The sequence below is a fragment of the Halobacillus rhizosphaerae genome (assembly GCF_046719735.1).
In the GTDB taxonomy this organism is placed as follows: Bacteria; Bacillota; Bacilli; order Bacillales; family Halobacillaceae; genus Halobacillus_B; species Halobacillus_B rhizosphaerae.
In genome coordinates this window covers 12,493-34,766 of the sequence record NZ_JAUTWQ010000011.1, presented here as the reverse complement: position 1 = coordinate 34,766, position 22,274 = coordinate 12,493, and the positions used below count along the sequence as shown (strand labels likewise).

The following is a 22,274-nucleotide window of genomic DNA, read 5'->3' as shown; positions in this document are numbered from 1 at the left end:
GAAAATCGTACGAATTATAGTTAATCCGCTATTTAGAGGTGATTCCTATGTAGCTTTATTTAAGAGAATTGAAGGAACAGGATTGGCGGTATGTCCACCGTTACGCTGCTCAAGAAAAGGTTTGCCAATACCAGCCGTGGGGACCAAATTCAGAGGAAGATTCCCAAACATTTATTAAAGATGCATTAAAAGACAAACTGACCTCTCCCCGCACACGATTTGCCTATGGAATCATTCTTGATTCTACGAAAGAGTTTGTGGGAGTCGCAGAAATAAACCTTCGGGATCAAGTAAATCGAAACGCAGAAATCTCTTATATTATCCACCCAGATCACTGGGGGAAGGGGTTGGCATCGAAAGCCGCACTTAAGCTGCTGGACTTTGGCTTTAATGCCTTGCGCATGCATAGAATCTACGCTACCTGTGACCCCCGAAATACCGGTTCTGCACGAGTTCTGCAAAAAATCGGAATGAAAGAAGAAGGAAGAACCCGTGAAGATCTCTGGATAAAAACGGAATGGCGAGACTCCTTACTATTTGGCTTATTAGCCCACGAATATCACCACTCGAAAAAAATGGATCATGAGCTGTCATGAGGCCAATAGATGAGCAACCTTTGTTCACATCTTTCCTGGCATCAATAGGGCTCGCTCGAGGCGGAGTTACATTTCAAGAGTTCCGCCTCCCACCCTCTTCACCCCGCGTATCCCTGCGATATCTTCTACTAGCTTCAGCAATGCCCGGTCCTTCTCCTTTGCCTCTACCATAAAATCCACATTTACATCCAATTTCTTTAATTCACTAAGTAAAGGTTTAATAAAATCTGCGTCTACATAATTTGCATGACTGCGATATTCTTTCTCCGTTTTCGGTGAAGAAACATGAAGCTTCGGAGGAAATGGACTGGATTTCCATGTATTAAAAAATCGAGGAAGCAGACTTGTTAACGTTTCTTCTTCTGAATGATTCGCCATAAAGTGATGATAATCAAACATCATAGGTATGTTCTCTTTTTCACAAACATTCAGCGTCTCAGAAGTAGTATAAGTCTTATCATCATTCTCCAGTGTCATCCTCTCTTTAATAGAAGCTGGAAGCTGCTTAAGATTAGCATGGAATCGTTCAAGGGCGGCGTTCTTATCTCCATAAGCTCCTCCAATATGCAGATTAATATAGGCTTCGTCCTCAAGACCCATCGCTTCGAGCAAAGCATAGTGGTACTTCATATCTTCTACGGCATTAGCGGTTACATGAGGTTTGTCACTTGTGAAAAGGGTAAATTGATTCGGGTGAAAGCTCGTTCTTATCTCATGCTTTTTCACAAGCTTTCCAATCGCTTTGTACATTTCTTTAAATGGTGCAATATAATCCCAGTTCACTTCTGGATGGGTCGCTAGAGGAACGAGCGACGAGGAAAATCGATACAATGGAATCTCATGTGCAATATTATAATGGATCGCTCGTAAAGTATGTTCTAAATTTGCTTTGGTGATCTGTATTAACTGCTCCTTCCTCTCTTTTTTTTCAAGCTTTTGATAACGTGAATACGTCATTGTTTTCGCCGGAGTTGCGTTCCAGAGTTCCAATGCATGAGCTACGTAACCAAACCTGATTTTCATAAATTTTCTCCTTTATATAAAAAGCTGTCTGGTTACTTTTCCCTGAAACTTAATATCCTATAGCTTTCGATGTTTTATACCGCTGAAATTTTAAGGAGCATCTGGCAGGACGTACCTTCTCCAGCGGTTCACTCCAGTCTTATCACAGGCTAGTTTATTCAGTAGCCTGTTCGCAGCAGCAGGAGAATCCAAATGTAAAAAACGACGAGCTTCTTGATTGGAGATCCTTTCATGAATTAAGTATTTATAATCCTGCAAAGCAGCTGCATGGGCGTTGCTTGAAATTTTGTTACATAAAGGACATCGCCATTTCCCTTTAATTCTTATCATTGCGTATTGATCGCATCCAGGACACTGGACTCCCGTGCGAATTTCATTTAGTTTCAGTTCGTACTGCTGAAACAAGTCAGCTTTGGGTTCCAGATGTTTTTCTATTAACTGACTGCTGAGTTGGTAAAGACGGTCCTGATCAATGACTTCGTTAGGATAGGTCATTTTCATAGATTGGACTCTTTTAGGAATTCCTTCAGCACGAAGTAGTGCTGGGTGACTCTCTTTATTTTTGAATTTAATCATGACTTTTCGATGAGTAAACGCAACTAGAAAATCAACAGGTACTGCCATTGAAAAATGCTCCAGCAAAAAATTCTCTAATTGTTCTTTTTGTCTTTCCGCTTGAATGACAGGATCAGGAAACACTTCCTCTTTATTTTCATTCCCTCGAATAAGCTGATGAACTTGTTGGTCAAGGGTAATTACGCCTGAGATATTCTTTACTTCAATAATGAGAAAAAAAGAAGAAGTGAGGATAAGCGTGTCAATTTGGAAGAAACGCTGGCCATCGAATAGCCGGAGGTCATGCAAAATGAGGTCATTCGTCTGTGGTAATAAACCGAGGTAAAATTCAAGCGACTGCTCGCCCGAAAATCCTGCCTTTAATCTTCTGTAGTTGTCATTGATGAGGGAGAGCTTCGGATGATGGGGGTGGAGCCTTCGGGTGAGGGACTCTAATTTCCTCAACCTTAAAGGGAGTGAGCGCTGCTTTACAATCATTCAACCATTTCCTTTCTTAAACGAACTCCTTTTCTTATTCTCCTTAAAAGAAAAAAACTCCTTTCTTATTTCAAGATTTTTCTATCGCTCCGATTATTGGATCTATCCTTCTTTATTTAACTTTTTATCGGAGCTTCATTCAATTCTATCGTTTCTTAAAGTGATTCTATCTACTATTCCTCTGTTTCTATCGCACCTTGGCCTTTCTATCGACTGATCATTATCACTGAAATCACCTCTATCGCTCCAAATTTTCTTTCTATCACATCCAAAACTCCTTCTATCTCACCACAAAAAAAGAGCGCCTCTCCGGCGCCCTCCTCCTTTACCTTTTATTCATTTCTGCAGGTTTAGGTCCTTTACGTTCTCCGCGGTCCAGTCCGTGGATTTGGTCCATTTCCTCTGCACTTAGTTCAAAGTCAAACACATCAAAGTTTTCTTCTATACGGTGAGGAGTTACCGATTTCGGAATCACTACCGTATCGTTCTGCAGGTGCCAGCGTATGACTACTTGAGCCGATGTTTTTCCATGCTTTTCAGCGATGGATTGAATCACATCATCCTTAAGAACTTCTCCACCCTGCATCAGCGGACTCCACGCTTCTACTAGAATTCCCTTTTGACGGCAGAATTCTTTCACATCATTCTGCGCTAAGTATGGGTGGCATTCAATCTGGTTAATCGCCGGTTTAACATCACATTCATCCAGCAGTCGCTGCAGATGATCCGTGTCAAAATTACAAACCCCAATGGCTTTCACCTTTCCATCATGCTTCAGCTGCTCAAGTGCTTTATACGTTTCTACATAATCATCATATTCTGGTGTCGGCCAGTGGATTAAATATAAATCGACATATTCAAGTCCAAGCTTATCCAGACTTTCATCTAAAGCTTTTAATGTATTCTCGTAACCTTGATCACTATTCCACACTTTCGTAGTGATGAACAGATCTTCTCGAGAGACTCCACTTTGACGAATGGCCTCTCCTACTTGCCGTTCATTTCCATAAATGGCCGCTGTATCAATCGAACGATAACCAACTTCAATCGCTTTTGTTACAGCAGGAACAGCATCTTTTTCTTCTACTTGCCAGACTCCAAATCCAAGCTGCGGCATTTTCACGCCATCGTGCAAGGTAACTGTATTCATGTGAATTCTCCCTTTCTATTAAGGTTTACTGTGTTATTCTAGCATAGTAATATTTGTAAATCTCATATTATGCTTACAAGTGGTTACTCCTTTACCTTTCGAAAGCTGATCTCCCAATTGGATCCGGTACCGATTCCATAGGCTTTCGCGAAGGACCCCTGGTTGATCGCCACCGCTAAATTATCCAGAGAGTTAACATAAACCAAAGGCTCCCCCATGTGTGTATCTGCAAACGAGCGGCCAAAAGTCATTTCATTTTGATAAACGGGGCGGCCATTATGAAGAATAACTACCTCCAATGTGTCCCCATAATCCACCTTCATTTCTTTAAACAGAGAGCGTTGAATATTTGTCCATAAATTCCCGAACCGTATATCAAGAATATCAATAAGTCCCTCTACTACTCTTCCGTGGATTTGCGGCTTTTTCACCATTAAATGTGTTAAAGAGGGGACATCCACACGCGGACCTACCTGCTCAAAAGTAATCACACCAGCAGCAAGTCTAGCTCCGGTATAAGCATAGATATCCCTGCCATGAAAGGTGTACGACTCACCAGAATGAGGCAGACGATTAATCGTCTCATCAATTTCTCTTGCTTCGATGATTCCCGCGGTACGATCAATATGAGTGAGCGTTCCATTATCAGGAGTAATCACGAAATGTCCTGTTCCCGTTTTCACACCTAGACTTCGCCTTGTCGAACCCACTCCTGGATCTACAACCGAAACAAAGACCGTTCCTTTTTTCCAATACATCATGGTCTGCCATAGCCTGTAAGAGGCTTCCCATATGTTAAACGGAGGGATATCATGGGTTAAATCAAAGATAGATAACTGATGATCTACGGAATGGGACACTCCATGCATCGCACTGACTGCCCCGTCACTACTGCCGAAATCTGATTGAAGAACCAAAGCTTTCTTCATACTGACGACCCGCCTTTGTTTATCAATTTGAGAACTATATTCGATACTTTCTTTCCTTTTCCCTTTATTTTAGTCCTATTGGAACTGTCTAAAGACAGAATAGTTACATATCATTAATCAAGTAAATATTTCTTGTATAAATATTTAACTTGGTTTAATATTCATATGGTAATCATTTATGGAGGAGAGATTTTTTTGCAGGATAAAGAAACCAAACACCTCATTGCAGAACTCGAACTTGTTATGCGTTCTTTTATTAGGGATTTCAAGAAAGAATTAAATGAAATTCTTGGCGAAGGATTCACCAGCAGTGAATTTAGTTTCTTGAGGGCGATGTACGATAGCAGCTGTCAAAATGTATCCAGTCTTGCTTCTATGCTTAACGTTTCAAACAGCCACGCGACGTCTGTCATGGACCGTCTTGTTGATAAAGGATTAATTACACGAGGCAGGTCTGAACAAGACAGGCGCGTCGTCGTTTTCACTCTGACAGAGACAGGTACAGAAATCTTTAAGAGCCTTCATGATAAGCGAGAAGCCTATATGGAAGAACGCTTTAGCAAGTTATCCAGCAAGGAAATCAAAGAGTTAATTCGCATTTTTAACCGCTTATAGTCTTACTAATTACTTTTTAAAGGAGAAGTGTGATGGAGCATCTAGAGCACAAACAAAAGGTGACAATTATGATCGCCATTATGGCTGCTATGTTATTTGCAGCACTGAACCAGACGATTGTTGGAACTGCCCTGCCGATCATTGTGGCTGATATCGGCGGGATGGATTATTTCAGCTGGGTTTTTACCATTTATATGCTGACTACGAGTATTACAGCTATTCTTGTAGGGAAATTATCCGATACTTACGGACGTAAACCCTTTATTCTAACGGGGATCGGAATTTTCATTCTAGGCTCGTTTTTATCGGGTACCTCGGTTAACATTTACCAATTGATTATTTACCGCGGTCTTCAGGGATTTGGCGGAGGAATGATTATGTCTACTGCTTTCACAGCGATTGGAGATTTGTTTGCCCCCCGTGAACGAGGACGCTGGCAGGGATTAATGAGCTCTGTATTTGGTCTTGCAAGTGTATTTGGTCCAACTTTAGGGGGCTATATTGTCGATACGTGGGCTTGGAACTGGGTGTTCTGGGTCTTCCTCCCATTCGGTATCGTTGCTTTCATTATGATTTGGAAAATGTTCCCTAACGTTAAATCTGCCGAAAAGACGTCCGTGGACTTTGTCGGAGCCGTCATTCTTGCTTTAACTATCGTGCCTTTGCTGCTTGCTTTTTCATGGGCCGGCCAAACGTACGCCTGGGATTCAGCTGTGATCATCGGATTGTTCAGCTGGTCTGCAATTGCCCTTGTTTCCTTTATCTTTATTGAAACAAAAGCGAAGAATCCGATTATCCCGCTTCATTTGTTTAAAAACAGCATTTTTTCTATTTCCAATATTGGCGGTTTGCTTATGGGTATGGGAATGTTCGGAGCGATTATGTATATGCCTTTCTTTGTGCAAGGCGTACTTGGAATTTCGGCTACAAGAACCGGTTTTGTTATGATGTCTATGATGCTCAGTATGGTGGTCACAAGTACAATCGGCGGCCAGCTGATTACTAAAACAGGCCGCTATAAGATCTTTGCGATCATCGGATTAATCGTCATGAGTATCGGCATGTTTTTGATGTCCAGAATGAGCGTCGATAGCACTCTGTTCGGAGTGATTCGCAACTTAATATTGGTAGGACTGGGACTTGGATTGACCTTCCCTGTACTGACATTAACCGTGCAAAATGCGGTGGAACATAAATATCTCGGCGTAGCGACTTCTGCCTCGCAGTTCTTCCGGCAGGCAGGGGGAACCATCGGGGTGTCGATTATGGGATCGATCATGAGCATGATCATGAGGGATAAAATGACGACCATGGCTGCCGATACCGCCGAGCAGACTAAAGGGATGAAAGATATTGGCGCTATTGAAGATCCTCAAGTACTCATGGATCCGGACAAAATTGCTCAATTTAAAGACACCCTTCCTGACCAGATGATGCCTGTTTTCAATCAAATCGTTGGAACTATGAGAGAGGTGCTCAGCTCTGCCCTAAGCGGTTCATTTTTATTTGGTACTTTTATTCTGTTGTGTGCGTTCGTGCTGATTCTCTTCCTGAAAGAAATCCCATTGCGACTTACTAATAAAACGGAAGAAAAACCTAAAGAAGAAAAACCTTCAAAAATGACATCCTAGTAACATTAGAGGAGAAGAAAAAGAAGACGGAAACCACCAGCTTCGCTTCGTGTATATTAAACACAGAAAGAGACTGGGGTGGTAGTCTTTAGACAAAATAAAATCCGAACGATGATGAAATGTTAACCGCATTTTTCCATCATCGTTCGGATTTTTGTATTTCATGAGGCAGGATTTCTGCCTTTGTATAATGAGATTTCTCTACCCTTCACTTGATGCTGCGTCTGTTTTCTCAAGGTTTCTCCCATGCTATGATACCCGCTTCTGTGGAAGCTTTGGATAAATTGAGATCATCCGGTAAATGTACACAAACAAAATGGTTACGAACAGAAGAAAGCTGATCCAATTGGGCACGGGAGTATGTTTCAAAATCACACTGATAATCAAGGGCAGCGTAGACGCATAAGAGACCATTTTCCATAATTGCTGGTAAATCAACTTGCGCTTAAGTAGACTTTTAAGCAGCAGTGCCCCGCCTGCTAAGATTGAAATTCCCGTAAGGATCATAAAAATAATAAACAACGGGTAAAAAAAGAGCACTTGAAAAATGTAAAGACCCCGGGAAACTTCCTGAAGCCGAACATCTAAGTGCTGGATGGTCAAAATTAAGTCGGGTAAGAAGAGCAAGCTTAATAAAGTGAACATATAAAGGATCGTGTTCGTCATACCCTTGCGATTTAAATGAAACATTGCTTTTTTCCTTGGTAAACGCAAACTGCTCACCAGTGAATCCAGAAAACCCATCCTTCTCCCCCATTTTAGTCCGCATAAATGGCTAATTCTTCTTCAATCTTCGTACGGATTTTATCTAATGCTTCTTCAGGTGTTTTTGCAAATATGCGTGAGTTATTTACGAGAGCATAAGGCTTTAATGCGCATAGTCCGCAAAAAGAAAGACAATCATTCTTTAGAACGGCCGCATCTGGATATTCAGATTCAATGATGCTCTCGATATCCAAAACATTAATTAAGTTGCTATCACAAATTTCTACAACAACTACCCCATGTTTGATTTCTCCTTTTCTAAGGTGTCCGTAATGCCTAAAATTTTTCTAGCTTCCAATTCATCCATCTTCATTTGTTCCACTAAAGCATCCAGACCTTCAAAGTTAACTTCATCTCGAAGGTGCCGGAAGAATTTCAATGTCACTTGACGGCCGTATAAATCTCCTGAAAAATCCAGAAGATAGGCTTCTACTTTATAGGAGTCCCCATTTACCGTCGGTCGATAGCCTGCACTCACTAAGGTATAGTAAGAAGAGTCATCGGATAGATCTACTATTCCCAGGTACACACCCGGTCTGAGCTCGACATAATCCTGAATATCCCCCATGTTCAATGTAGGAAATCCAAGCTGCCTTCCTAACTGCTCTCCTTTTTCAACGATGCCAGTTATTTCAAAAGGTCTGCCCAGCATAGATTGAGCAGCTTCCATATGCCCTTTACTTATTAGTGTCCGTATAGTGGAGCTTTGAATAGTTAAACCATGTATGGTCGCAGAAGGCAGTACAGTCACAGGGACATCATTCTTACGGCCTGCCTCCTCTACCGCTTCTGAATGCTTCATATCGGTTTCATCCCAATGGAAATCTTCGCTGATAATCATCCGTTTAATATTTAAGGAACGAATAGAATTCTCGATTACTTCTTCGATCGTCTGATTTTCGGAAGAATTCATATGGTAATATCGATCAGCTCCAGCGGATTTAAAGGCATGAATCCTGTCTTCATAGGAAGATAAAGCACACCCTGGCCGGGAATGGCCTGCGAAGCCAAGCACAGATACTCTTTCTTCATAACTGGCTAACTGTTTAGCCTTATCCACCAGCTGCTGATGTCCTTTATGAAAACCGTCCCATTTTCCAATTACAAGCACAACAGGGTCAGAGCTTTGCGGAATGGCGGAAGTTACTTCGATCGTATCCATATTCATTCTATCCCCTTTATCTGTAAACTATTAGTAAACTTATTTATTATATAACACTACGTTATATTTAAGCAACCATCAGAAAGAAATGCAAGTCTTCTGCACGACCTTAATCAAACGTTTGTTTAAATGAACAGGGTTCAGTGAAATACGTTTATAACTACTCATTTTCAGGAGGAAAGGCATTGATGAGAGAAAAGGCAGAAAATTTTGCAGCTCAAGCACACAAAGGACAAAAACGAAAAAATTCGAATACGGACTACATCGTTCACCCGGTAAGAGTCGCCCGCATTCTGGAAGATGCCGACTGTCCGGAAGAAGTCATTTGCGAAGGATTTCTTCACGATGTAGTAGAAGACACCTCGATAGAACTATTAGACATTGAAAGAGAATTCAGTTCAGAAGTTATGAAAATTGTAGCTGCCCATACAGAAGATAAATCAAAATCCTGGAAAGAAAGAAAGCAGCATACGATCCATACACTGCGTAACGCAGCAAAAGAAATTAAATACTTAATCGTCGCCGATAAACTCGATAATCTTCTCTCGTTAGAAGAAGACTATACCGCTATGGGGGAGGATATCTGGAAGAATTTTAACGCAGGAAAGTCTGAGCAGAAATGGTATAACGAATCCATTGCCGAAGTGATGGCCACGGGACTTGATAAAGAGGACATTCCTTCCTTCTTTGGAGACTATAAAAGAGCCGTTCATCGTGTCTTTGCATAGAAGGGACTGAAAAACTCTAGAACCGGTCGCTGAATAAAGAAAATCCGAACCAATGCAGCTACTATGGTTCGGATCGAATACTTTCGCTACAGCCTCATTTATGAATGGACTGCTTTATCACTGCTTACTTCGACTTTTCCTTTTGAAAGGGCTAATGTACTTTAAGTACGTATTAAGTCAGGCAGATGTCAAAGCAGCATCCACACCAAAAGACCTAATCAGTCATTGCGCTCGACTGATTAGGTCTTTTATACATTTAATTCAAATGGGGAGTTGAGTGGTAATAAGCGCGAATGATTTCTTCATCCGAATGAGGGATTTCTTTACCTTTAACCATCTGGGCTTCATTAATGCAGCCGCTTGTCAGGAGAATAATATCATTAGGTTCAGCAATAGATAAACTTCGCAGCACCCCTTCTGCACGTGTTAAAGAAGTGTAAATATGATTTTCATGCGGTTGGGTAAATCCTTTCATGACTTGATCTACAATCACTTGAGGATCATGGTATCCAGGGTGGTCTACGGTTACAATAACCGCGTCTGCCTGGCCTTCAATAGCAGCGGCCATCTTTGGCATTTTGTTGAAATCCCGAATACCGATACCAGCAATCATGACGATTAAACGGTTGTAGTTCAGCTTCTTTACTTCTTCTACTAACCTTGTTAACGCTACTGGAGTATGAGCGTAATCCAAAATAACTTTCTGATTCATCGGGGTCTGGATCACTTGGAACCTTCCGACTGGGCTTTCAAGCTGTGGAAGGACATTCACAATTTCTTCAACAGAATAATTCAAATGAAGAGCAGCAGCGATTGCCGTCAAAACATTAGCCACATTGTAAGTGCCGTATACAGGAACATGAGCAAAATACGTTTTTCCTAAGATACGCAAATCGAAACTGGCCCCGTTCTCAGTGATTTGAATATGATCAGCCTGGATATCAGCATCCCGGTTCTGTTGAATACTATAAGTGAGTGAAGGACCTGTAAACGATCCGGCCAGTTCTCTTCCCATTTCCTCATCATCTATATTAATCACAGCCGCTCTTGCTTGGTCAAATAGTTTCAGTTTACAAGCTTTATACCGTTCAATGGTATGGTGATATTCTAAATGCTCCTCAGAGAAATTAGTAAGAATGGCTACATCAAATTGAATGCCTTCCAACCGCTTCTGATCAATTCCGATAGAGGTGGCCTCCATGACAGCTGCCTGGTCTTTCAAAACATCCAAGTCGTGAAAGATCTGGTGAAGATCTATAGATTCAGGCGTGGTGGGAGTGGACTTCTTATACGGAATCTTCTCGGAAGATGACCATATCCCTGTTGTCCCAATAGAGCCTGTCCGCAAACCGAGTAAAGTAAGCAGAGACCTTACATAGGCGGTTACCGTCGTTTTCCCGTTCGTTCCTGTTACACCGATGGTTTTAATTTTTTCATCTGCGTTTCTATAGAAGTGCTTGGCAAGATTGGCCATCGCCTTCCTTACGTCTGGCACAACTATGAATGTGCACGTTAAATACCGTTCGCTTAGCCGGGATAGCTGGTGAACATCACTTCCTACAATAACGGAGGCCCCCAATTGAATAGCGTCTTCAATAAACTGATGACCGTCGGCGTTTTCCCCTTTCATACTAAAAAATATGGTGCCCGTTTCCACCCTTTTTGAGTGAAAGGAGAGCTTGGCTACTTCTTGTTCCTTTGGTCCGAACAACTCTTGAATCGACAGACCTTTCACTTGCTCAAATTGTATATTCATCGCTAATTCCTCACTCTTTATCGTTTTTTTTCTATTGGTGCAGTAAACAGAAAGTATGTATGAAACAGACAGAAGTGATCTTCAGCAATTATTCATTTTTTATTTTATCTTTGACCAACAAGCGGATGGTCGCTCTTATCAAGGGGTTATTTTGGGACCCGTTGTCTTTATACAGCTATAGCTTTTTCCATAGACTATTGGATTATTCCTTTCCCTTAATACTTTGAATTCAAACCTTTTTTGCACACTGAGTACACTTGTTTTTTCTCCAGAGAAACCCCGGCGAGCATGGTCACACCCTCTTCCAAGGAATCCGACTATTTCCCACATGTATCGTGAGTCGATTTACCCGGTACAGTTTCACCCCTGATCATAACGAAACAGGAAACACTCATACAACTATCGTCTCATTTAATGGAATAAATAGAAATGGAAAATCACTGTAAACCACTGATTATATAGGCAATTAAAAAAAGGATAAACCCTGATGTGGCCTGTCCTTATGCTAATTGTTCATCGATTTTTACAGATCGATTTAATTTGTGAGTTTTTGTTTTTTTGCTGCCAAACCTCGCATAAGAACAGCACCCCTTCACATAATCACCTCATTACATTAGGTAAGTTCAATCATTTGTTTTTAGAAAAGCACAGGATTACAATGTTTCCTGTACCATCGATTTAAGCTTAAAGGGAGGAATGAAGTGTATGTCTAAAAAAATTCTAATGGTTGTAACAAACCACGAAAAGATTAATGATGATACACCAACCGGCCTTTGGTTATCTGAATTCGGCGAGGCCTATAATGAATTCAAAAAGCAAGGGTATCAGGTCACCGTTGCCAGTCCTCTTGGCGGGCAAGCTCCTGTTGACCCAGGTAGTGTTAGTGAAGATGAACCACAAGAAATTTTAAATACTAAGTCTCAGCTTGAAAACACATTGAAAACATCGGAGGTTGCTGCAAAAGACTTTGATGCTATCTTCCTGCCAGGTGGACACGGTACCATGTTTGACCTTCCAAAAGATGAGAAGCTGCAAGAATTGCTGAGAGATTTCTATGAAACAGATAAGCCAGTGGCTGCTGTATGCCATGGCCCATCAGGACTTGTTGGAGCCACCCTTTCTAATGGCGAGCCGCTCGTAGCAGGAAAGCGTGTGAATGCTTTCACTGATCTTGAAGAAAAAGATACCACATTGGATCAATATATGCCTTTCTTACTTGAAACAAAAATACGGGATCTGGGAGCAACTTTTGTTGCTGCACCAAACTGGTCCGTTCATGTTGAAGTCGATGGTAATCTTATTACAGGACAAAACCCACAATCCACTGTGGCTGTAGCACAAGAATTTATTAAGAAATTAGCCTAATCGATAAAACTAGAATGGGACAAGGTTTATGCCGATATTTAATCCGAGCGATGATGCTATGTTAGTGACATTACTTCATCATCGCTCGGATTTTTTGTGCTATATGATTCTAGATGTCTAGACATTCACCATTTTGTGACTCTGTAGCCCCTTAATGGTTCGTCTATCGATGAGGAGCAGCTTCTTCTCTTTATGTAACAGGGAGCTGGACAAGCCCCCTGAAAGTTAGTGGATATCCCTGGGAACTTCATCTAATTCATCAATGATTCGAGAAACTAGAATATAAAACATAAATTGCCAGAATAAATACAAGATACCTAGAACAATTAATGCAGGGGCAGCCTTATACCCAGGTGTTACGATGGCGGCAATGGCTACTGCCGCAAGGGATGCAGGCACAAGAAATGCAGTGAATAAAGCTAGACCAAGGGCTTTTGCAATGGCTTCCATAGGAACCTCACCTCCTGTTAACAGCTTATGAAACAGGGAATTTAAATTTTGGACGAGTACCTATGTTCACGTAAAAACAGGCGGTTTGCCAGACACTTTGTTCTCATGATGATAAAATGAAAACCATCATTTAGAAAAAGGAGCGCGGTATGATGAAGAAGCTTGATCATATTGGTATCGCCGTAAGAAATATAGAAGATAGTATCCAGTTCTACACAAACGTTCTTGGCGGCAGGCTGATTGACCGATACAGGAGTGAAAAAAAGGGCGTGGAAAGTGAAATTGCCATTATCGATGTAGACGGAGATCGGACAGAGCTTTTGATGCCTACTAATAACACAACTTCTCCGATTGCCAGATTCATAAAGCAGAAAGGTAAAGGAGTCCACCACGTTGCCTATCATGTAGGTGATTTAGATGAAGCATTAAAAGAACTTGAAGAAAAAGGGGTTCGAACACTTGAGGGCTCATTAAGAATAAATAAGCATGGGAGACGTCTTGTCTATTTAAACCCAATGGACACAGAAGGAACGATCGTAGAGTATTGCGATTACCCGGAAGAATATAAAAAGTAAAGCTCAATATATAGAGAAAGAGGCTGGAACAAAAGAAAATGCCTGCCATCTAAAGATGGACAATCAAGGAAGTACAGGACCTTACTCAGCATGACCGCTACGGAACTACACTCCGCTTTTCGCGGGCGGCTGGTCTGCCTCCTCGTGCTGCGCACTCCGGGGTCAAACCTATGCCTTCCTCCCGCAGAAGTCTGCGTGTATTTCCTACGCTCGGATTAGTTTCTATTTTTTCCTTCCTTGTTCACCAGGGAGCCAGATTATTTAATTGGTAAACCAATAGACGTCCTTGGTAAACTCAATAAATTCTGCCTCATTCTTGCCAGAAAACCCGAACGAGGAAGGTGATACTCCTTCATTGTTCGGGTTTAATAATGGCTAACAGGTTTCTGTCCCAGCCTCTTACTGCGTGAAATCCAAAGCGCCTTGTATATCATAGTCCTCAGGATCAAGTTCCGTCTGTTGATTAAGGGCAAGCTTTGCAAGCTGATCCCCTAAATATGGGCCCGAGGTCAAGCCAGAGGCACCCAGACCATTTGCTGCTAGAATCCCTTCAAACCCGGGCAATGCACCAAACACTGGTAAGAAACCCGGAGTGAACGGACGGAACCCCACCCTTGTTTCCAGAAACGTACTATCTTTAAGGCCAGGAGCATAGTCTAACGCTTTATCAAAAATTTCAAATATGCCGCCTGCCGTAATTCGGTCATCCAAGCCGACATCATTCTCATGAGTCGCTCCTGCCACAACCCTGCCGTTCTCAAAGGAAAGAAGATACTGATCATTGGGCGGCATGACGACGGGCCAGGTGCTTGTATCCGTGTTGGGAAGCTCGAGATGTACAATTTGAGCTTTCTGGGAACTCACAGCAAATTGGATTCCCAGCGGCTTGAGGAGATGCTTAGCCCATACCCCAGAGGTTACGATCACCTTATCGGCATACAATGCTTCGTCCTCCACCTCCACTCCTTTGACTCGCTTGTTTTCATGCAATAATAACGCTTTCCCTCGCCTCACGGTGGCACCATTTCTTTCGGCAGCACGAATTAAAGCAGTTCTCAATGCTCGACCATCCACTCGAGCCGCTCCGCTGACGTGAACAGCCCCGTATTCGTCCGCAAGAGGTGGGAAAAGATTCTTTGTTTCACTGGCAGACAGTCGAGTGATCTCCCCTATTTCCGGGGCATCTTCTCTTCTTTTCTTGGCACGTTCCACCATTTTCTCTAACTTTTGTTCATCGGTGTGAAGGCTTATGGCCCCTACACGCTTATACCCGGTCTCTGTCTCCCCGTCGGCTTGTAACTCTTTCATAAGAGCAGGATAGTAGGCTGCTCCGCCCTTAGCAAGCCGGTACCAAATCTTATTCCGGCGCTGGGACAACCAAGGACATACAATGCCAGCTGCCGCATCTGTAGCTTGACCCAGGTCTTTCCCATCTATGATCGTGACACTCGCACCTTCTTTAGCAAGTCGGTAGGCTGTCGATGCTCCCAGCACCCCTGCTCCTACAACAATAAAGGACTCCATAAGCTTCCCCTCTTCCGTATATTCTCGTAATCGCTATTCTACAAGATAATCGGTACTCTCACAAATGACGCGAAAACAGCGTCAGGTTTTTCACAAAAAATAAACTCAAGATGCAGAATCCACCTTGAGTTTACTTTGAAGCGCTGGTTATTTATTCAGTGCTTTAATTGTCAGGTTTTCAACCGTTGCGGTTCCATTTCCTCTTACTTTCACTTCTGCATCCACCTGATCCCCTTTTTGCAGGAAGATCGATAGCGGAGCTTTACTCACATTCACCGTATAAATGGTGGAATCTCCTTCGATCAAGAACTGCACGGACTGTCTTTTATCTGTGGAGGTGACGAGAACGCGGTTAACCGTACCACTTTTCGTTACGGTTTCTACATCTTCACTTCCCTCTACATTACTCGGATCCTGGGCAAGCTGAAGCCGATATGCATTCAATGTTTGCTGTGCGGTGTCGCCAAACACGGCAAAATCAGAATCGGAAGCTTTAATGTAAGCATATTGTTTAAATAAACCGTTCGGATCTAATACGTTTACGATCCAAGTCGGATTTCCGTCGATATTATAAAGAATAGGCATCGAGCCTTCCCAATTTTTCTCAGGAAATTCTTTATTTACGATTTGCTTTGCCCCTTTACTATCCATAATTCCGTTATTCTTCTTCCCATTATAGTATGTGAGCTGACCTGTTCGGGCATGAATAAGTGTATAACCAAGGGCTGAATCAATGTTTTCTTTTGGAGAGGCCATATCGGTAAAGTAATACATTTCTCCATTTTCATTAAAGATCGGAGTCACACTGCTTTCAGTACCCGAGTCATTGGGAATCTTCACATCTTTCTTACCAAACAACGAATTCAGCCAGCCGTGCACGTATTTACCGAAATACGTGTTCACATCAGCAGCCATTTCTGAACTGATGGACCCATCAATGAACTCAGGTGATTTATCTGTGTCATAAGATTTCACTTTTCCTGAAACAGGATCCACCACAGCCACTTTTACCTCGTTTAAATCCGGACGGTTGGTGAGAGGAATCGGCTTGTAAAGAGTCTGCACGTACCATGGCTTGCCCTTATCATCCACTTCAATCTGGGCTTCGCCACTTTGAATGTAAGCGGGATATGCACCATAAATGGCTCTTTGGACATTCTTATTAAAATAACTGGAATTGGTATATTTCATTTTACTATCCAAAAATTCAGGCTGAGCATTCACATTCGTCGCATCGATAGAAAAATACCCTTCCGTTTCTTTGCCTCTTAGATATTTCCAAAAGCTCGTAAACTCGACAGGAGCAATATAAACAATGTCACCGTCTACACGCTGCGCCTGAAGCTTACCCAAATCATAGAACTGCGTATTCGGTACTACACTCATCGCTTTTTGGATTTTATTCCTTGCTGATTCTGGAGCCACTGAAATAGGGGTATTATTTTCATTCAGTGGTTTCGCTTCCCCTTCTTCCTTTTTATCAATTGAATTATACGTGTTATCTAAGGAAAGAATACCAGCAACGAATATTCCCACGATCGCAAGAGCCGTCAGGAAGAATATGATTCCCGATGGAGATCTATGAATTTGTTTTAATTGGGTATTAATTCTAGCGCCTGCATAGAGAAGCGGCGTTAATAAAGCTGCCACTACGCCATTAATAATAATCATATTGGCAAGAGTCATCGGCGGCAGGAAAATATAAACGATTACACTGACCACAATAAATCCAAAGATCAACAGGCCAACACCGGTTTGGAGGATTTGTTTTTTGTTTTTTCTTGTAAGTAAAGCTACCACGGTTAATAAAATAAACAATAGAAATGACATTAGCGTGGTGGTTATAATTCCAGACATAAGCTTTCTCTCCCATTTTGCAATTTTTTGTATGCACCTGTTTCATACGTTCCATAAGAAGCTTTCGTTTCATTTTTCTTTTAAAGAATTCCCCCTTTGCCCGCCAATAAAAATAGCTAAGTGGATTGTGCGATTATGTCTTCCGCTATCTCCAAGGTATCCAGAACTTTTTAAAGTTATCTCGAATTAAAGATAAAAACCCTTGACGGATTCAAATGCTCATTATATACTACTTACATAAAGTAAGTTGATAAAAAATTATTAGTTACTATTTTGTAGGAGGAATTATTAATGCCAACACTAACATTAGACAAGGTACACAGCGGGATCGATTTTCAAATTAAACACATGATGGTTTCAAAAGCCAAAGGAGAATTTAAAGATTTTGACGTGACCTTCAACGGAGACTTAGATGATCTTTCATCCGCTTCAGTAAAAGTTAAAATTGCAGCGGCATCCATCGATACCGGAAATCAAGATCGTGACGGACACCTTCAATCTGGTGACTTCTTTGAAGCAGAAAAATACCCTCACTTCATTTTCGAAAGCACTTCTATTAAAAAGCTTTCTGATGAAGAATATGAAATTACCGGCGACTTTACCATTAAAGAAGTAACAAACAAAGAAACGTTTACCGTAGAATACAACGGCACATCTAAAAGCCCATTAGACGGCAGCACAGTAGCAGGTTTCGATGTTACCGGCAAACTCAACCGCGAAAAATACGGACTTACCTATAACGCAGCCCTAGAAACAGGCGGCGTACTCATCGGTAAAGACGTCAAATTCGACGGAAACTTCGAATTCATAGTAAGTGAATAACAAAAGTGGAGAGGAGCGTTTAGATCCTTCGGGCTAAGTCAGCGGCGGATTGGACCTTTTGCTCCTTTATAAATCCGAACGATGATGGAAATGTTACAGACATTCTTCCATCATCGTTCGGATTTTTTATGTTTAAATGTCTAGAAATTTAAAGAAGACTCACGCTATGGCCGTTCCCTTGTAGGTCAGCCCTTTTTTCATGTACACAAATAAAAAAATCCGGGAGCTCTTCCCTCCCGGATTTTTTGGAAACTTATTTGAATTCTCTAGTTGCTGCTACAGCTTTTTTCCAGCCATTATAAAGCTCGTCACGTTTTTCTTTTTCCATATTTTCTTCAAATGTTTTTTCAACATTCCATTGCTTAGCAATATCATTTTTATCTTTCCAGTAGCCGACAGCTAGTCCGGCAAGGTAGGCTGCCCCTAAGGCAGTGGTTTCTTGAACTTGCGGACGCTCGACAGGCACACTCAAAATATCACTTTGGAATTGCATTAAGAAATCATTCTTTACTGCTCCTCCATCCACTCGCAGCGTTTTCAGGTCAATACCTGAGTCAGCAATCATAGCGTCCAGCACATCTTTCGTCTGGTAGGCAAGCGACTCTAAAGTTGCCCGGACAATATGCTCTTTCGAAGTTCCTCTCGTTAAGCCAAACATGGCGCCGCGAGCATCACTGTCCCAGTAAGGCGTTCCAAGTCCGACAAAAGCAGGAACCATATAGACTCCATCGGTAGATTCCACAGATAGTGCATCTTTTTCACTATCGGGAGCACTTTCAATTAACTTCAATCCATCTCTCAGCCATTGAATAGCAGAGCCTGCCACAAAGATACTTCCTTCGAGGGCATATTCTACTTTGCCATCTACGCCCCATGCAAGTGTAGTCAACAGTCCATTATCAGAGCTGACTCCTTCTTCCCCAGTGTTCATAAGCATAAAACAACCTGTACCATAGGTATTCTTCGCCATTCCTTTTTCAAAGCAAGCCTGCCCAAATAGAGCTGCCTGCTGGTCACCTGCAATACCAGCAATCGGTACTTCTTCGCCAAAGAAATGATAATCAACCGTATTTGCATACACTTCAGACGACTGCTTTACTTCTGGCAGCATGCTTTTAGGTACCGTCAAGATATCAAGTAATTCTTGATCCCACTCTAAATCATAAATATTGAACATAAGAGTACGGGAAGCATTCGAGTAATCAGTGATATGAGCTTTTCCTCCAGATAGCTTATGCACAAGCCAAGTATCAATGGTTCCAAACAGCAAGTCCCCATTTTCTGCTTTCTCACGTGCGCCATCAACGTTATCTAAAATCCACTTCACCTTTGTTCCGGAGAAATAAGGATCGAGAAGCAGTCCTGTTTTCTCCCTAAAGAGGTCGTTATGTCCTTTTTCACGCAGTTCTTTACAAATTCCTTCGGTCTGGCGGGATTGCCAGACAATCGCTTTATACACAGGTTTTCCTGTATTTTTGTCCCATACAACCGTCGTTTCCCGCTGATTGGTAATTCCAATGCCGGCAATCTGATTCGGTTCTACGTCTGCTTTTCTTAATACATCAGCAATACAAGAAAGAACAGAGGTCCAAATTTCATTCGCGTCATGCTCGACCCAACCCGGCTTAGGAAAGAATTGCTCAAACTCTTTCTGCCCAGTTTCTACAATTTCACCTGCTTCATTAAAAAGAATAGCTCTTGAACTGGTTGTTCCCTGGTCTAAAGATAGAATAAATTTTTCACTCATGTTTCTTCCCCTCCATTTAGCTTATTTTTTCTTCTATTTCGTCAGCTGCTGTTTCTTTTTTCTGAAGCTCAGATTTAGCAGCACCTACGACAATAATTAGCATTACTACACTCAGTACCCAGAATAAAACCGTAAACTCACCTAGAAATAAAGCTCTATAGAAAACCGCTCCATAGGTTCCCCCTAAGATCGGCCCTACAATCGGGATCCAAGCATAACTCCAGTCGGAACTTCCTTTTCCTGGAATCGGCAGCAGGGCATGAGCAATTCTCGGCCCTAAATCACGCGCAGGGTTGATTGCATAGCCAGTTGCTCCTCCCAGAGACATTCCGATAGCGACAATTAAGGCACCCACGATAAGTGGATTTAACCCTTCTGTGAAATCATTCGCTCCGATAAACATCAAACCCATTAACAGGACAAAAGTACCGACAATCTCACTCACTAAATTTGAGAAAGGACTGCGTATCGCGGGATCGGTTGAAAATACTGCCAGTTTCGCCGCCTTATCTTTCGTTTCCCTCCAGTGAGGTAAATAATTCAAGAATACAATCCCCGCTCCAATCATAGCTCCAAGCATTTGAGCTGTGATATAAAGTGGCACCTTCGACCAAGGGAACTCCCCGGCCACAGCAAAGCCAATCGTAACAGCCGGATTAATGTGGGCTCCTGTAAAATTACCAACAGCGTAAACCCCCATCGTAACGGCAAGACCCCAGCCAATCGTAATGACGACCCAGTCGGAGCCCTCCGCCTTTGATCCTTTCAAAACAACACCGCCTACAACGCCGCCTCCTAGAATTATAAGAATCATTGTGCCAATCAGTTCTGCAGCAAACTCTGACATTCTATCCACTCCTTTTTTGTTAACGTTAGGAACAAAAAAAGACCCACACGTATCCACAGCACTTATTGGTGACCAAAAGTGCTAATGTTCGTGTGAGTCTCTAATTCTCCGTCACATTGTTAACTTGTTGTTAATTAGAATAACCCATTATGAAACCGCTGTCAAATAATAGATTGCTAATTTAAGATATTTTGTCAGATTACAACACCTTTGCATTGGCAAGCAGGTTTATCTACCATGCTGCTAACTCTGCATGAGCAAATTGACCCCCAAACGTCTCGAACCGCTGTCCTGCCTTTACGCGGACAGGAGTGTGGAAGATCGGTCCATCAAACACAAAGGTATGAAATTCTCCCCTTTCCCCGCACGGATCAACCGTATCAGGAAGAGCCTCTAAGAACGATTCATCAAACAATTGCCCCGCCATTTCTTTCGGTAGTTTCTCCTTATCTACTGTGGTAACGATCGCCTGAAATCCTCCGTCCACAAATTCTTTTGCAACTTCTAGGGTATCTCGTTTCCACAAAGGGTATAATCCTGTCATTCCAGCCTGAGCCAGATTCTTGTCCCGATATTGTCGAATGTCTTCCAAGTAAAGATCAGCGTGAACAATAGTAGTCATTCCGTCTGCTTTAAATGTATCAAACTGCTCTTTCATACGCTGCTCGTAAACAGCATTGTCAGCCTGTTCGGGAAGTTTAACTTCATATAACGGAAGTCCCAGCGCTTCGGCCTGCTTATGAATCCACTCTCGTTTCACCTCATGCATCGGCAGCCGGCCACTCTTCTCAGAAGTCGTCGACAATAACCCACTCACTTGAACGTCCTTCTGTTTCGACAATACATAAAGAGCGAAAGCACTATCCTTTCCACCACTCCAGGACACAATCACCTTATTCATAGAAACACTCCCTACAATTTGACCTTTGAATAAATGCACGTATCCCTAAGTTCCTGTTCATCAACGGATAAGTCATCATTTTCTAAAATGGCGTCTAAATGAAACCCCAGTCTTTCCGGAATCGCTCTGCTCTTCCTATTTTTCGTATCACATTTTATTTCCACACGTTTCGCTTTTAATTCTTTGAAAGCGAAGTCTGTTAATCCTGCCACTGCTTCAGTTGTATACCCTTTTCCGCAATAGCGAGTGTCTGTCCAATAGCCAATTTCAAACTTAGGTACACCCCAATGAATTCGGTGCAGCCCTGAGGAGCAAATAAACTCGCCCGTTTCTTTATGAAAGACCAGAAATCTTAAATCCTCTCGTTTAAGAAATTTAATATGAGATTCCCGGATATTAATTTCCGTTTCTTCCTCGGTCTGATCCTTTTGGGCAAAAGGCATCCACGGCTTCAATTCATTGATAGAAGCTTGTAACGCATTATGTACAACCTTGCCGTCTCCTGACATAGGCAACCTGATTACGAGTCGGTCTGTCGTAAATTCGTGGGGAAATTTAAGTAAGATTTTATTCATCCTCATCTTCTCCTTCCTTACCATCGATTCAAATCCCAAGTTCCTCTGTTACTCTTGCTGGTCTGTAGGTTAAGATTACCAGTAAACAGTAGGGAATGGTAGAATAAAAGAAGTTAACCTAAGACTTTTCTATTGTTTGAAACTCCTGGAGAGGTAAGCTATACTTTTTTTAATAAGCTTTGGGTTCTTGAAGCTCAACACTC

Annotated in this window: 21 protein-coding genes and 1 pseudogene; 7 read left to right on the top strand and 15 right to left on the bottom strand. The window is 42.1% G+C overall.

Going from position 1 to position 22,274, the window contains the following annotated elements:
• Positions 1-65 precede the first annotated feature (65 nt).
• Positions 66-596 (top strand): annotated as a pseudogene (locus tag Q7A53_RS12960) (GNAT family N-acetyltransferase); the annotation flags it as partial.
• Positions 597-662: 66 nt separating this feature from the next.
• Here Q7A53_RS12960 and uvsE read toward each other — a convergent pair.
• The 4 genes from uvsE to Q7A53_RS12940 all read right to left on the bottom strand — a co-directional run bounded on the left by uvsE (position 663) and on the right by Q7A53_RS12940 (position 4,751).
• Positions 663-1,619: a UV DNA damage repair endonuclease UvsE gene (gene uvsE, locus Q7A53_RS12955; protein ID WP_411789591.1), complete on the bottom strand. Its 957-nt coding sequence runs from the start codon at positions 1,617-1,619 to the stop codon at positions 663-665.
• Positions 1,620-1,709: 90 nt separating this feature from the next.
• Entirely contained in the window at positions 1,710-2,672 is a 963-nt protein-coding gene (locus Q7A53_RS12950) for a nuclease-related domain-containing protein (protein ID WP_411789590.1), read from the bottom strand.
• 325 nt (positions 2,673-2,997) lie between these two features.
• Positions 2,998-3,822, bottom strand: coding sequence for an aldo/keto reductase (locus Q7A53_RS12945; RefSeq protein ID WP_411789589.1), 825 nt, complete (start codon positions 3,820-3,822; stop codon positions 2,998-3,000).
• Positions 3,823-3,905: 83 nt separating this feature from the next.
• Positions 3,906-4,751, bottom strand: coding sequence for an SAM hydrolase/SAM-dependent halogenase family protein (locus Q7A53_RS12940; RefSeq protein ID WP_411789588.1), 846 nt, complete (start codon positions 4,749-4,751; stop codon positions 3,906-3,908).
• Between the two features lie 195 nt (positions 4,752-4,946).
• Here Q7A53_RS12940 and Q7A53_RS12935 point away from each other — a divergent pair, with 195 nt between their 5' ends.
• A complete protein-coding gene (locus Q7A53_RS12935; protein WP_411789587.1) occupies positions 4,947-5,366 on the top strand; it encodes a MarR family winged helix-turn-helix transcriptional regulator in 420 nt (139 codons plus the stop codon).
• A gap of 32 nt (positions 5,367-5,398) precedes the next feature.
• On the top strand, positions 5,399-6,997 hold the full coding sequence (locus tag Q7A53_RS12930; RefSeq protein ID WP_411789586.1) for an MDR family MFS transporter: 1,599 nt from the start codon (positions 5,399-5,401) through the stop codon (positions 6,995-6,997).
• Between the two features lie 249 nt (positions 6,998-7,246).
• On the opposite strand, the gene Q7A53_RS12925 is transcribed toward Q7A53_RS12930, so the two are convergent.
• From Q7A53_RS12925 to Q7A53_RS12915, 3 genes are read right to left on the bottom strand one after another with little or no spacing between them, the layout of a single operon-like run.
• Entirely contained in the window at positions 7,247-7,741 is a 495-nt protein-coding gene (locus Q7A53_RS12925) for a DUF1189 family protein (RefSeq protein ID WP_411789585.1), read from the bottom strand.
• 14 nt (positions 7,742-7,755) lie between these two features.
• Positions 7,756-8,010, bottom strand: coding sequence for a YuzB family protein (locus Q7A53_RS12920; protein ID WP_411789780.1), 255 nt, complete (start codon positions 8,008-8,010; stop codon positions 7,756-7,758).
• The gene (locus Q7A53_RS12915; RefSeq protein ID WP_411789584.1) at positions 7,995-8,924 is read right to left on the bottom strand and encodes a riboflavin kinase; all 930 of its coding nucleotides are present in this window, start codon (positions 8,922-8,924) and stop codon (positions 7,995-7,997) included. The genes Q7A53_RS12920 and Q7A53_RS12915 overlap by 16 nt, the downstream gene beginning before the upstream one ends.
• A gap of 188 nt (positions 8,925-9,112) precedes the next feature.
• Here Q7A53_RS12915 and Q7A53_RS12910 point away from each other — a divergent pair, with 188 nt between their 5' ends.
• Positions 9,113-9,652 carry an HD domain-containing protein gene (locus Q7A53_RS12910; RefSeq protein WP_411789779.1) on the top strand — a complete coding sequence of 180 codons (540 nt, stop codon included), beginning with the start codon at positions 9,113-9,115 and terminating at the stop codon, positions 9,650-9,652.
• Positions 9,653-9,908: 256 nt separating this feature from the next.
• Here the strand turns inward: Q7A53_RS12910 and Q7A53_RS12905 are convergent, their stop codons facing one another.
• Positions 9,909-11,408, bottom strand: coding sequence for a UDP-N-acetylmuramoyl-L-alanyl-D-glutamate--2,6-diaminopimelate ligase (locus Q7A53_RS12905; protein WP_411789583.1), 1,500 nt, complete (start codon positions 11,406-11,408; stop codon positions 9,909-9,911).
• Between the two features lie 705 nt (positions 11,409-12,113).
• On the opposite strand from Q7A53_RS12905, the gene Q7A53_RS12900 reads away from it, so the two are divergent.
• Complete coding sequence (locus Q7A53_RS12900; RefSeq protein ID WP_411789582.1) at positions 12,114-12,773, top strand: type 1 glutamine amidotransferase domain-containing protein; 660 nt, start codon at positions 12,114-12,116, stop codon at positions 12,771-12,773.
• 225 nt (positions 12,774-12,998) lie between these two features.
• On the opposite strand, the gene Q7A53_RS12895 is transcribed toward Q7A53_RS12900, so the two are convergent.
• A complete protein-coding gene (locus Q7A53_RS12895) occupies positions 12,999-13,223 on the bottom strand; it encodes a hypothetical protein (RefSeq protein ID WP_411789581.1) in 225 nt (74 codons plus the stop codon).
• Positions 13,224-13,372: 149 nt separating this feature from the next.
• Between Q7A53_RS12895 and Q7A53_RS12890 the strand changes: the two genes are divergently transcribed.
• Positions 13,373-13,798 (top strand): VOC family protein, encoded by a 426-nt coding sequence (locus Q7A53_RS12890; protein WP_411789580.1) that lies wholly within the window; start codon positions 13,373-13,375, stop codon positions 13,796-13,798.
• Positions 13,799-14,197: 399 nt separating this feature from the next.
• Here the strand turns inward: Q7A53_RS12890 and Q7A53_RS12885 are convergent, their stop codons facing one another.
• On the bottom strand, positions 14,198-15,322 hold the full coding sequence (locus Q7A53_RS12885; RefSeq protein WP_411789579.1) for an NAD(P)/FAD-dependent oxidoreductase: 1,125 nt from the start codon (positions 15,320-15,322) through the stop codon (positions 14,198-14,200).
• Between the two features lie 147 nt (positions 15,323-15,469).
• Positions 15,470-17,179 carry a DNA-binding protein gene (locus Q7A53_RS12880; protein WP_411789578.1) on the bottom strand — a complete coding sequence of 570 codons (1,710 nt, stop codon included), beginning with the start codon at positions 17,177-17,179 and terminating at the stop codon, positions 15,470-15,472.
• Between the two features lie 291 nt (positions 17,180-17,470).
• Here Q7A53_RS12880 and Q7A53_RS12875 point away from each other — a divergent pair, with 291 nt between their 5' ends.
• Positions 17,471-18,001: a YceI family protein gene (locus Q7A53_RS12875; RefSeq protein WP_411789577.1), complete on the top strand. Its 531-nt coding sequence runs from the start codon at positions 17,471-17,473 to the stop codon at positions 17,999-18,001.
• A 253-nt stretch (positions 18,002-18,254) separates the two neighbouring features.
• Here Q7A53_RS12875 and glpK read toward each other — a convergent pair whose 3' ends face one another.
• From glpK to Q7A53_RS12855, 4 genes are all read right to left on the bottom strand, one after another.
• Positions 18,255-19,748: a glycerol kinase GlpK gene (gene glpK, locus Q7A53_RS12870; protein ID WP_411789576.1), complete on the bottom strand. Its 1,494-nt coding sequence runs from the start codon at positions 19,746-19,748 to the stop codon at positions 18,255-18,257.
• 16 nt (positions 19,749-19,764) lie between these two features.
• Positions 19,765-20,595 (bottom strand): MIP/aquaporin family protein, encoded by an 831-nt coding sequence (locus tag Q7A53_RS12865; protein ID WP_411789575.1) that lies wholly within the window; start codon positions 20,593-20,595, stop codon positions 19,765-19,767.
• Between the two features lie 232 nt (positions 20,596-20,827).
• The gene (locus Q7A53_RS12860) at positions 20,828-21,496 is read right to left on the bottom strand and encodes a Dph6-related ATP pyrophosphatase (protein WP_411789574.1); all 669 of its coding nucleotides are present in this window, start codon (positions 21,494-21,496) and stop codon (positions 20,828-20,830) included.
• A gap of 11 nt (positions 21,497-21,507) precedes the next feature.
• Positions 21,508-22,071: a GNAT family N-acetyltransferase gene (locus tag Q7A53_RS12855; RefSeq protein WP_411789573.1), complete on the bottom strand. Its 564-nt coding sequence runs from the start codon at positions 22,069-22,071 to the stop codon at positions 21,508-21,510.
• Positions 22,072-22,274 lie beyond the last annotated feature (203 nt).

Excerpts from the sequence above, each read along its gene's own strand:
- Q7A53_RS12900 (WP_411789582.1), top strand. The coding sequence starts at position 12,114 with ATGTCTAAAAAAATTCTAATGGTTGTAACAAACCACGAAAAGATTAAT.
- Q7A53_RS12940 (WP_411789588.1), bottom strand. The coding sequence starts at position 4,751 with ATGAAGAAAGCTTTGGTTCTTCAATCAGATTTCGGCAGTAGTGACGGG.
- glpK (WP_411789576.1), bottom strand. The coding sequence starts at position 19,748 with ATGAGTGAAAAATTTATTCTATCTTTAGACCAGGGAACAACCAGTTCA.
- Q7A53_RS12930 (WP_411789586.1), top strand. The coding sequence starts at position 5,399 with ATGGAGCATCTAGAGCACAAACAAAAGGTGACAATTATGATCGCCATT.
- Q7A53_RS12865 (WP_411789575.1), bottom strand. The coding sequence starts at position 20,595 with ATGTCAGAGTTTGCTGCAGAACTGATTGGCACAATGATTCTTATAATT.
- Q7A53_RS12890 (WP_411789580.1), top strand. The coding sequence starts at position 13,373 with ATGATGAAGAAGCTTGATCATATTGGTATCGCCGTAAGAAATATAGAA.
- Q7A53_RS12905 (WP_411789583.1), bottom strand. The coding sequence starts at position 11,408 with ATGAATATACAATTTGAGCAAGTGAAAGGTCTGTCGATTCAAGAGTTG.
- Q7A53_RS12855 (WP_411789573.1), bottom strand. The coding sequence starts at position 22,071 with ATGAATAAAATCTTACTTAAATTTCCCCACGAATTTACGACAGACCGA.
- Q7A53_RS12945 (WP_411789589.1), bottom strand. The coding sequence starts at position 3,822 with ATGAATACAGTTACCTTGCACGATGGCGTGAAAATGCCGCAGCTTGGA.
- Q7A53_RS12925 (WP_411789585.1), bottom strand. The coding sequence starts at position 7,741 with ATGGGTTTTCTGGATTCACTGGTGAGCAGTTTGCGTTTACCAAGGAAA.
- Q7A53_RS12880 (WP_411789578.1), bottom strand. The coding sequence starts at position 17,179 with ATGTCTGGAATTATAACCACCACGCTAATGTCATTTCTATTGTTTATT.
- Q7A53_RS12885 (WP_411789579.1), bottom strand. The coding sequence starts at position 15,322 with ATGGAGTCCTTTATTGTTGTAGGAGCAGGGGTGCTGGGAGCATCGACA.
- Q7A53_RS12875 (WP_411789577.1), top strand. The coding sequence starts at position 17,471 with ATGCCAACACTAACATTAGACAAGGTACACAGCGGGATCGATTTTCAA.
- uvsE (WP_411789591.1), bottom strand. The coding sequence starts at position 1,619 with ATGAAAATCAGGTTTGGTTACGTAGCTCATGCATTGGAACTCTGGAAC.
- Q7A53_RS12910 (WP_411789779.1), top strand. The coding sequence starts at position 9,113 with ATGAGAGAAAAGGCAGAAAATTTTGCAGCTCAAGCACACAAAGGACAA.
- Q7A53_RS12895 (WP_411789581.1), bottom strand. The coding sequence starts at position 13,223 with ATGGAAGCCATTGCAAAAGCCCTTGGTCTAGCTTTATTCACTGCATTT.
- Q7A53_RS12915 (WP_411789584.1), bottom strand. The coding sequence starts at position 8,924 with ATGGATACGATCGAAGTAACTTCCGCCATTCCGCAAAGCTCTGACCCT.
- Q7A53_RS12860 (WP_411789574.1), bottom strand. The coding sequence starts at position 21,496 with ATGAATAAGGTGATTGTGTCCTGGAGTGGTGGAAAGGATAGTGCTTTC.
- Q7A53_RS12950 (WP_411789590.1), bottom strand. The coding sequence starts at position 2,672 with ATGATTGTAAAGCAGCGCTCACTCCCTTTAAGGTTGAGGAAATTAGAG.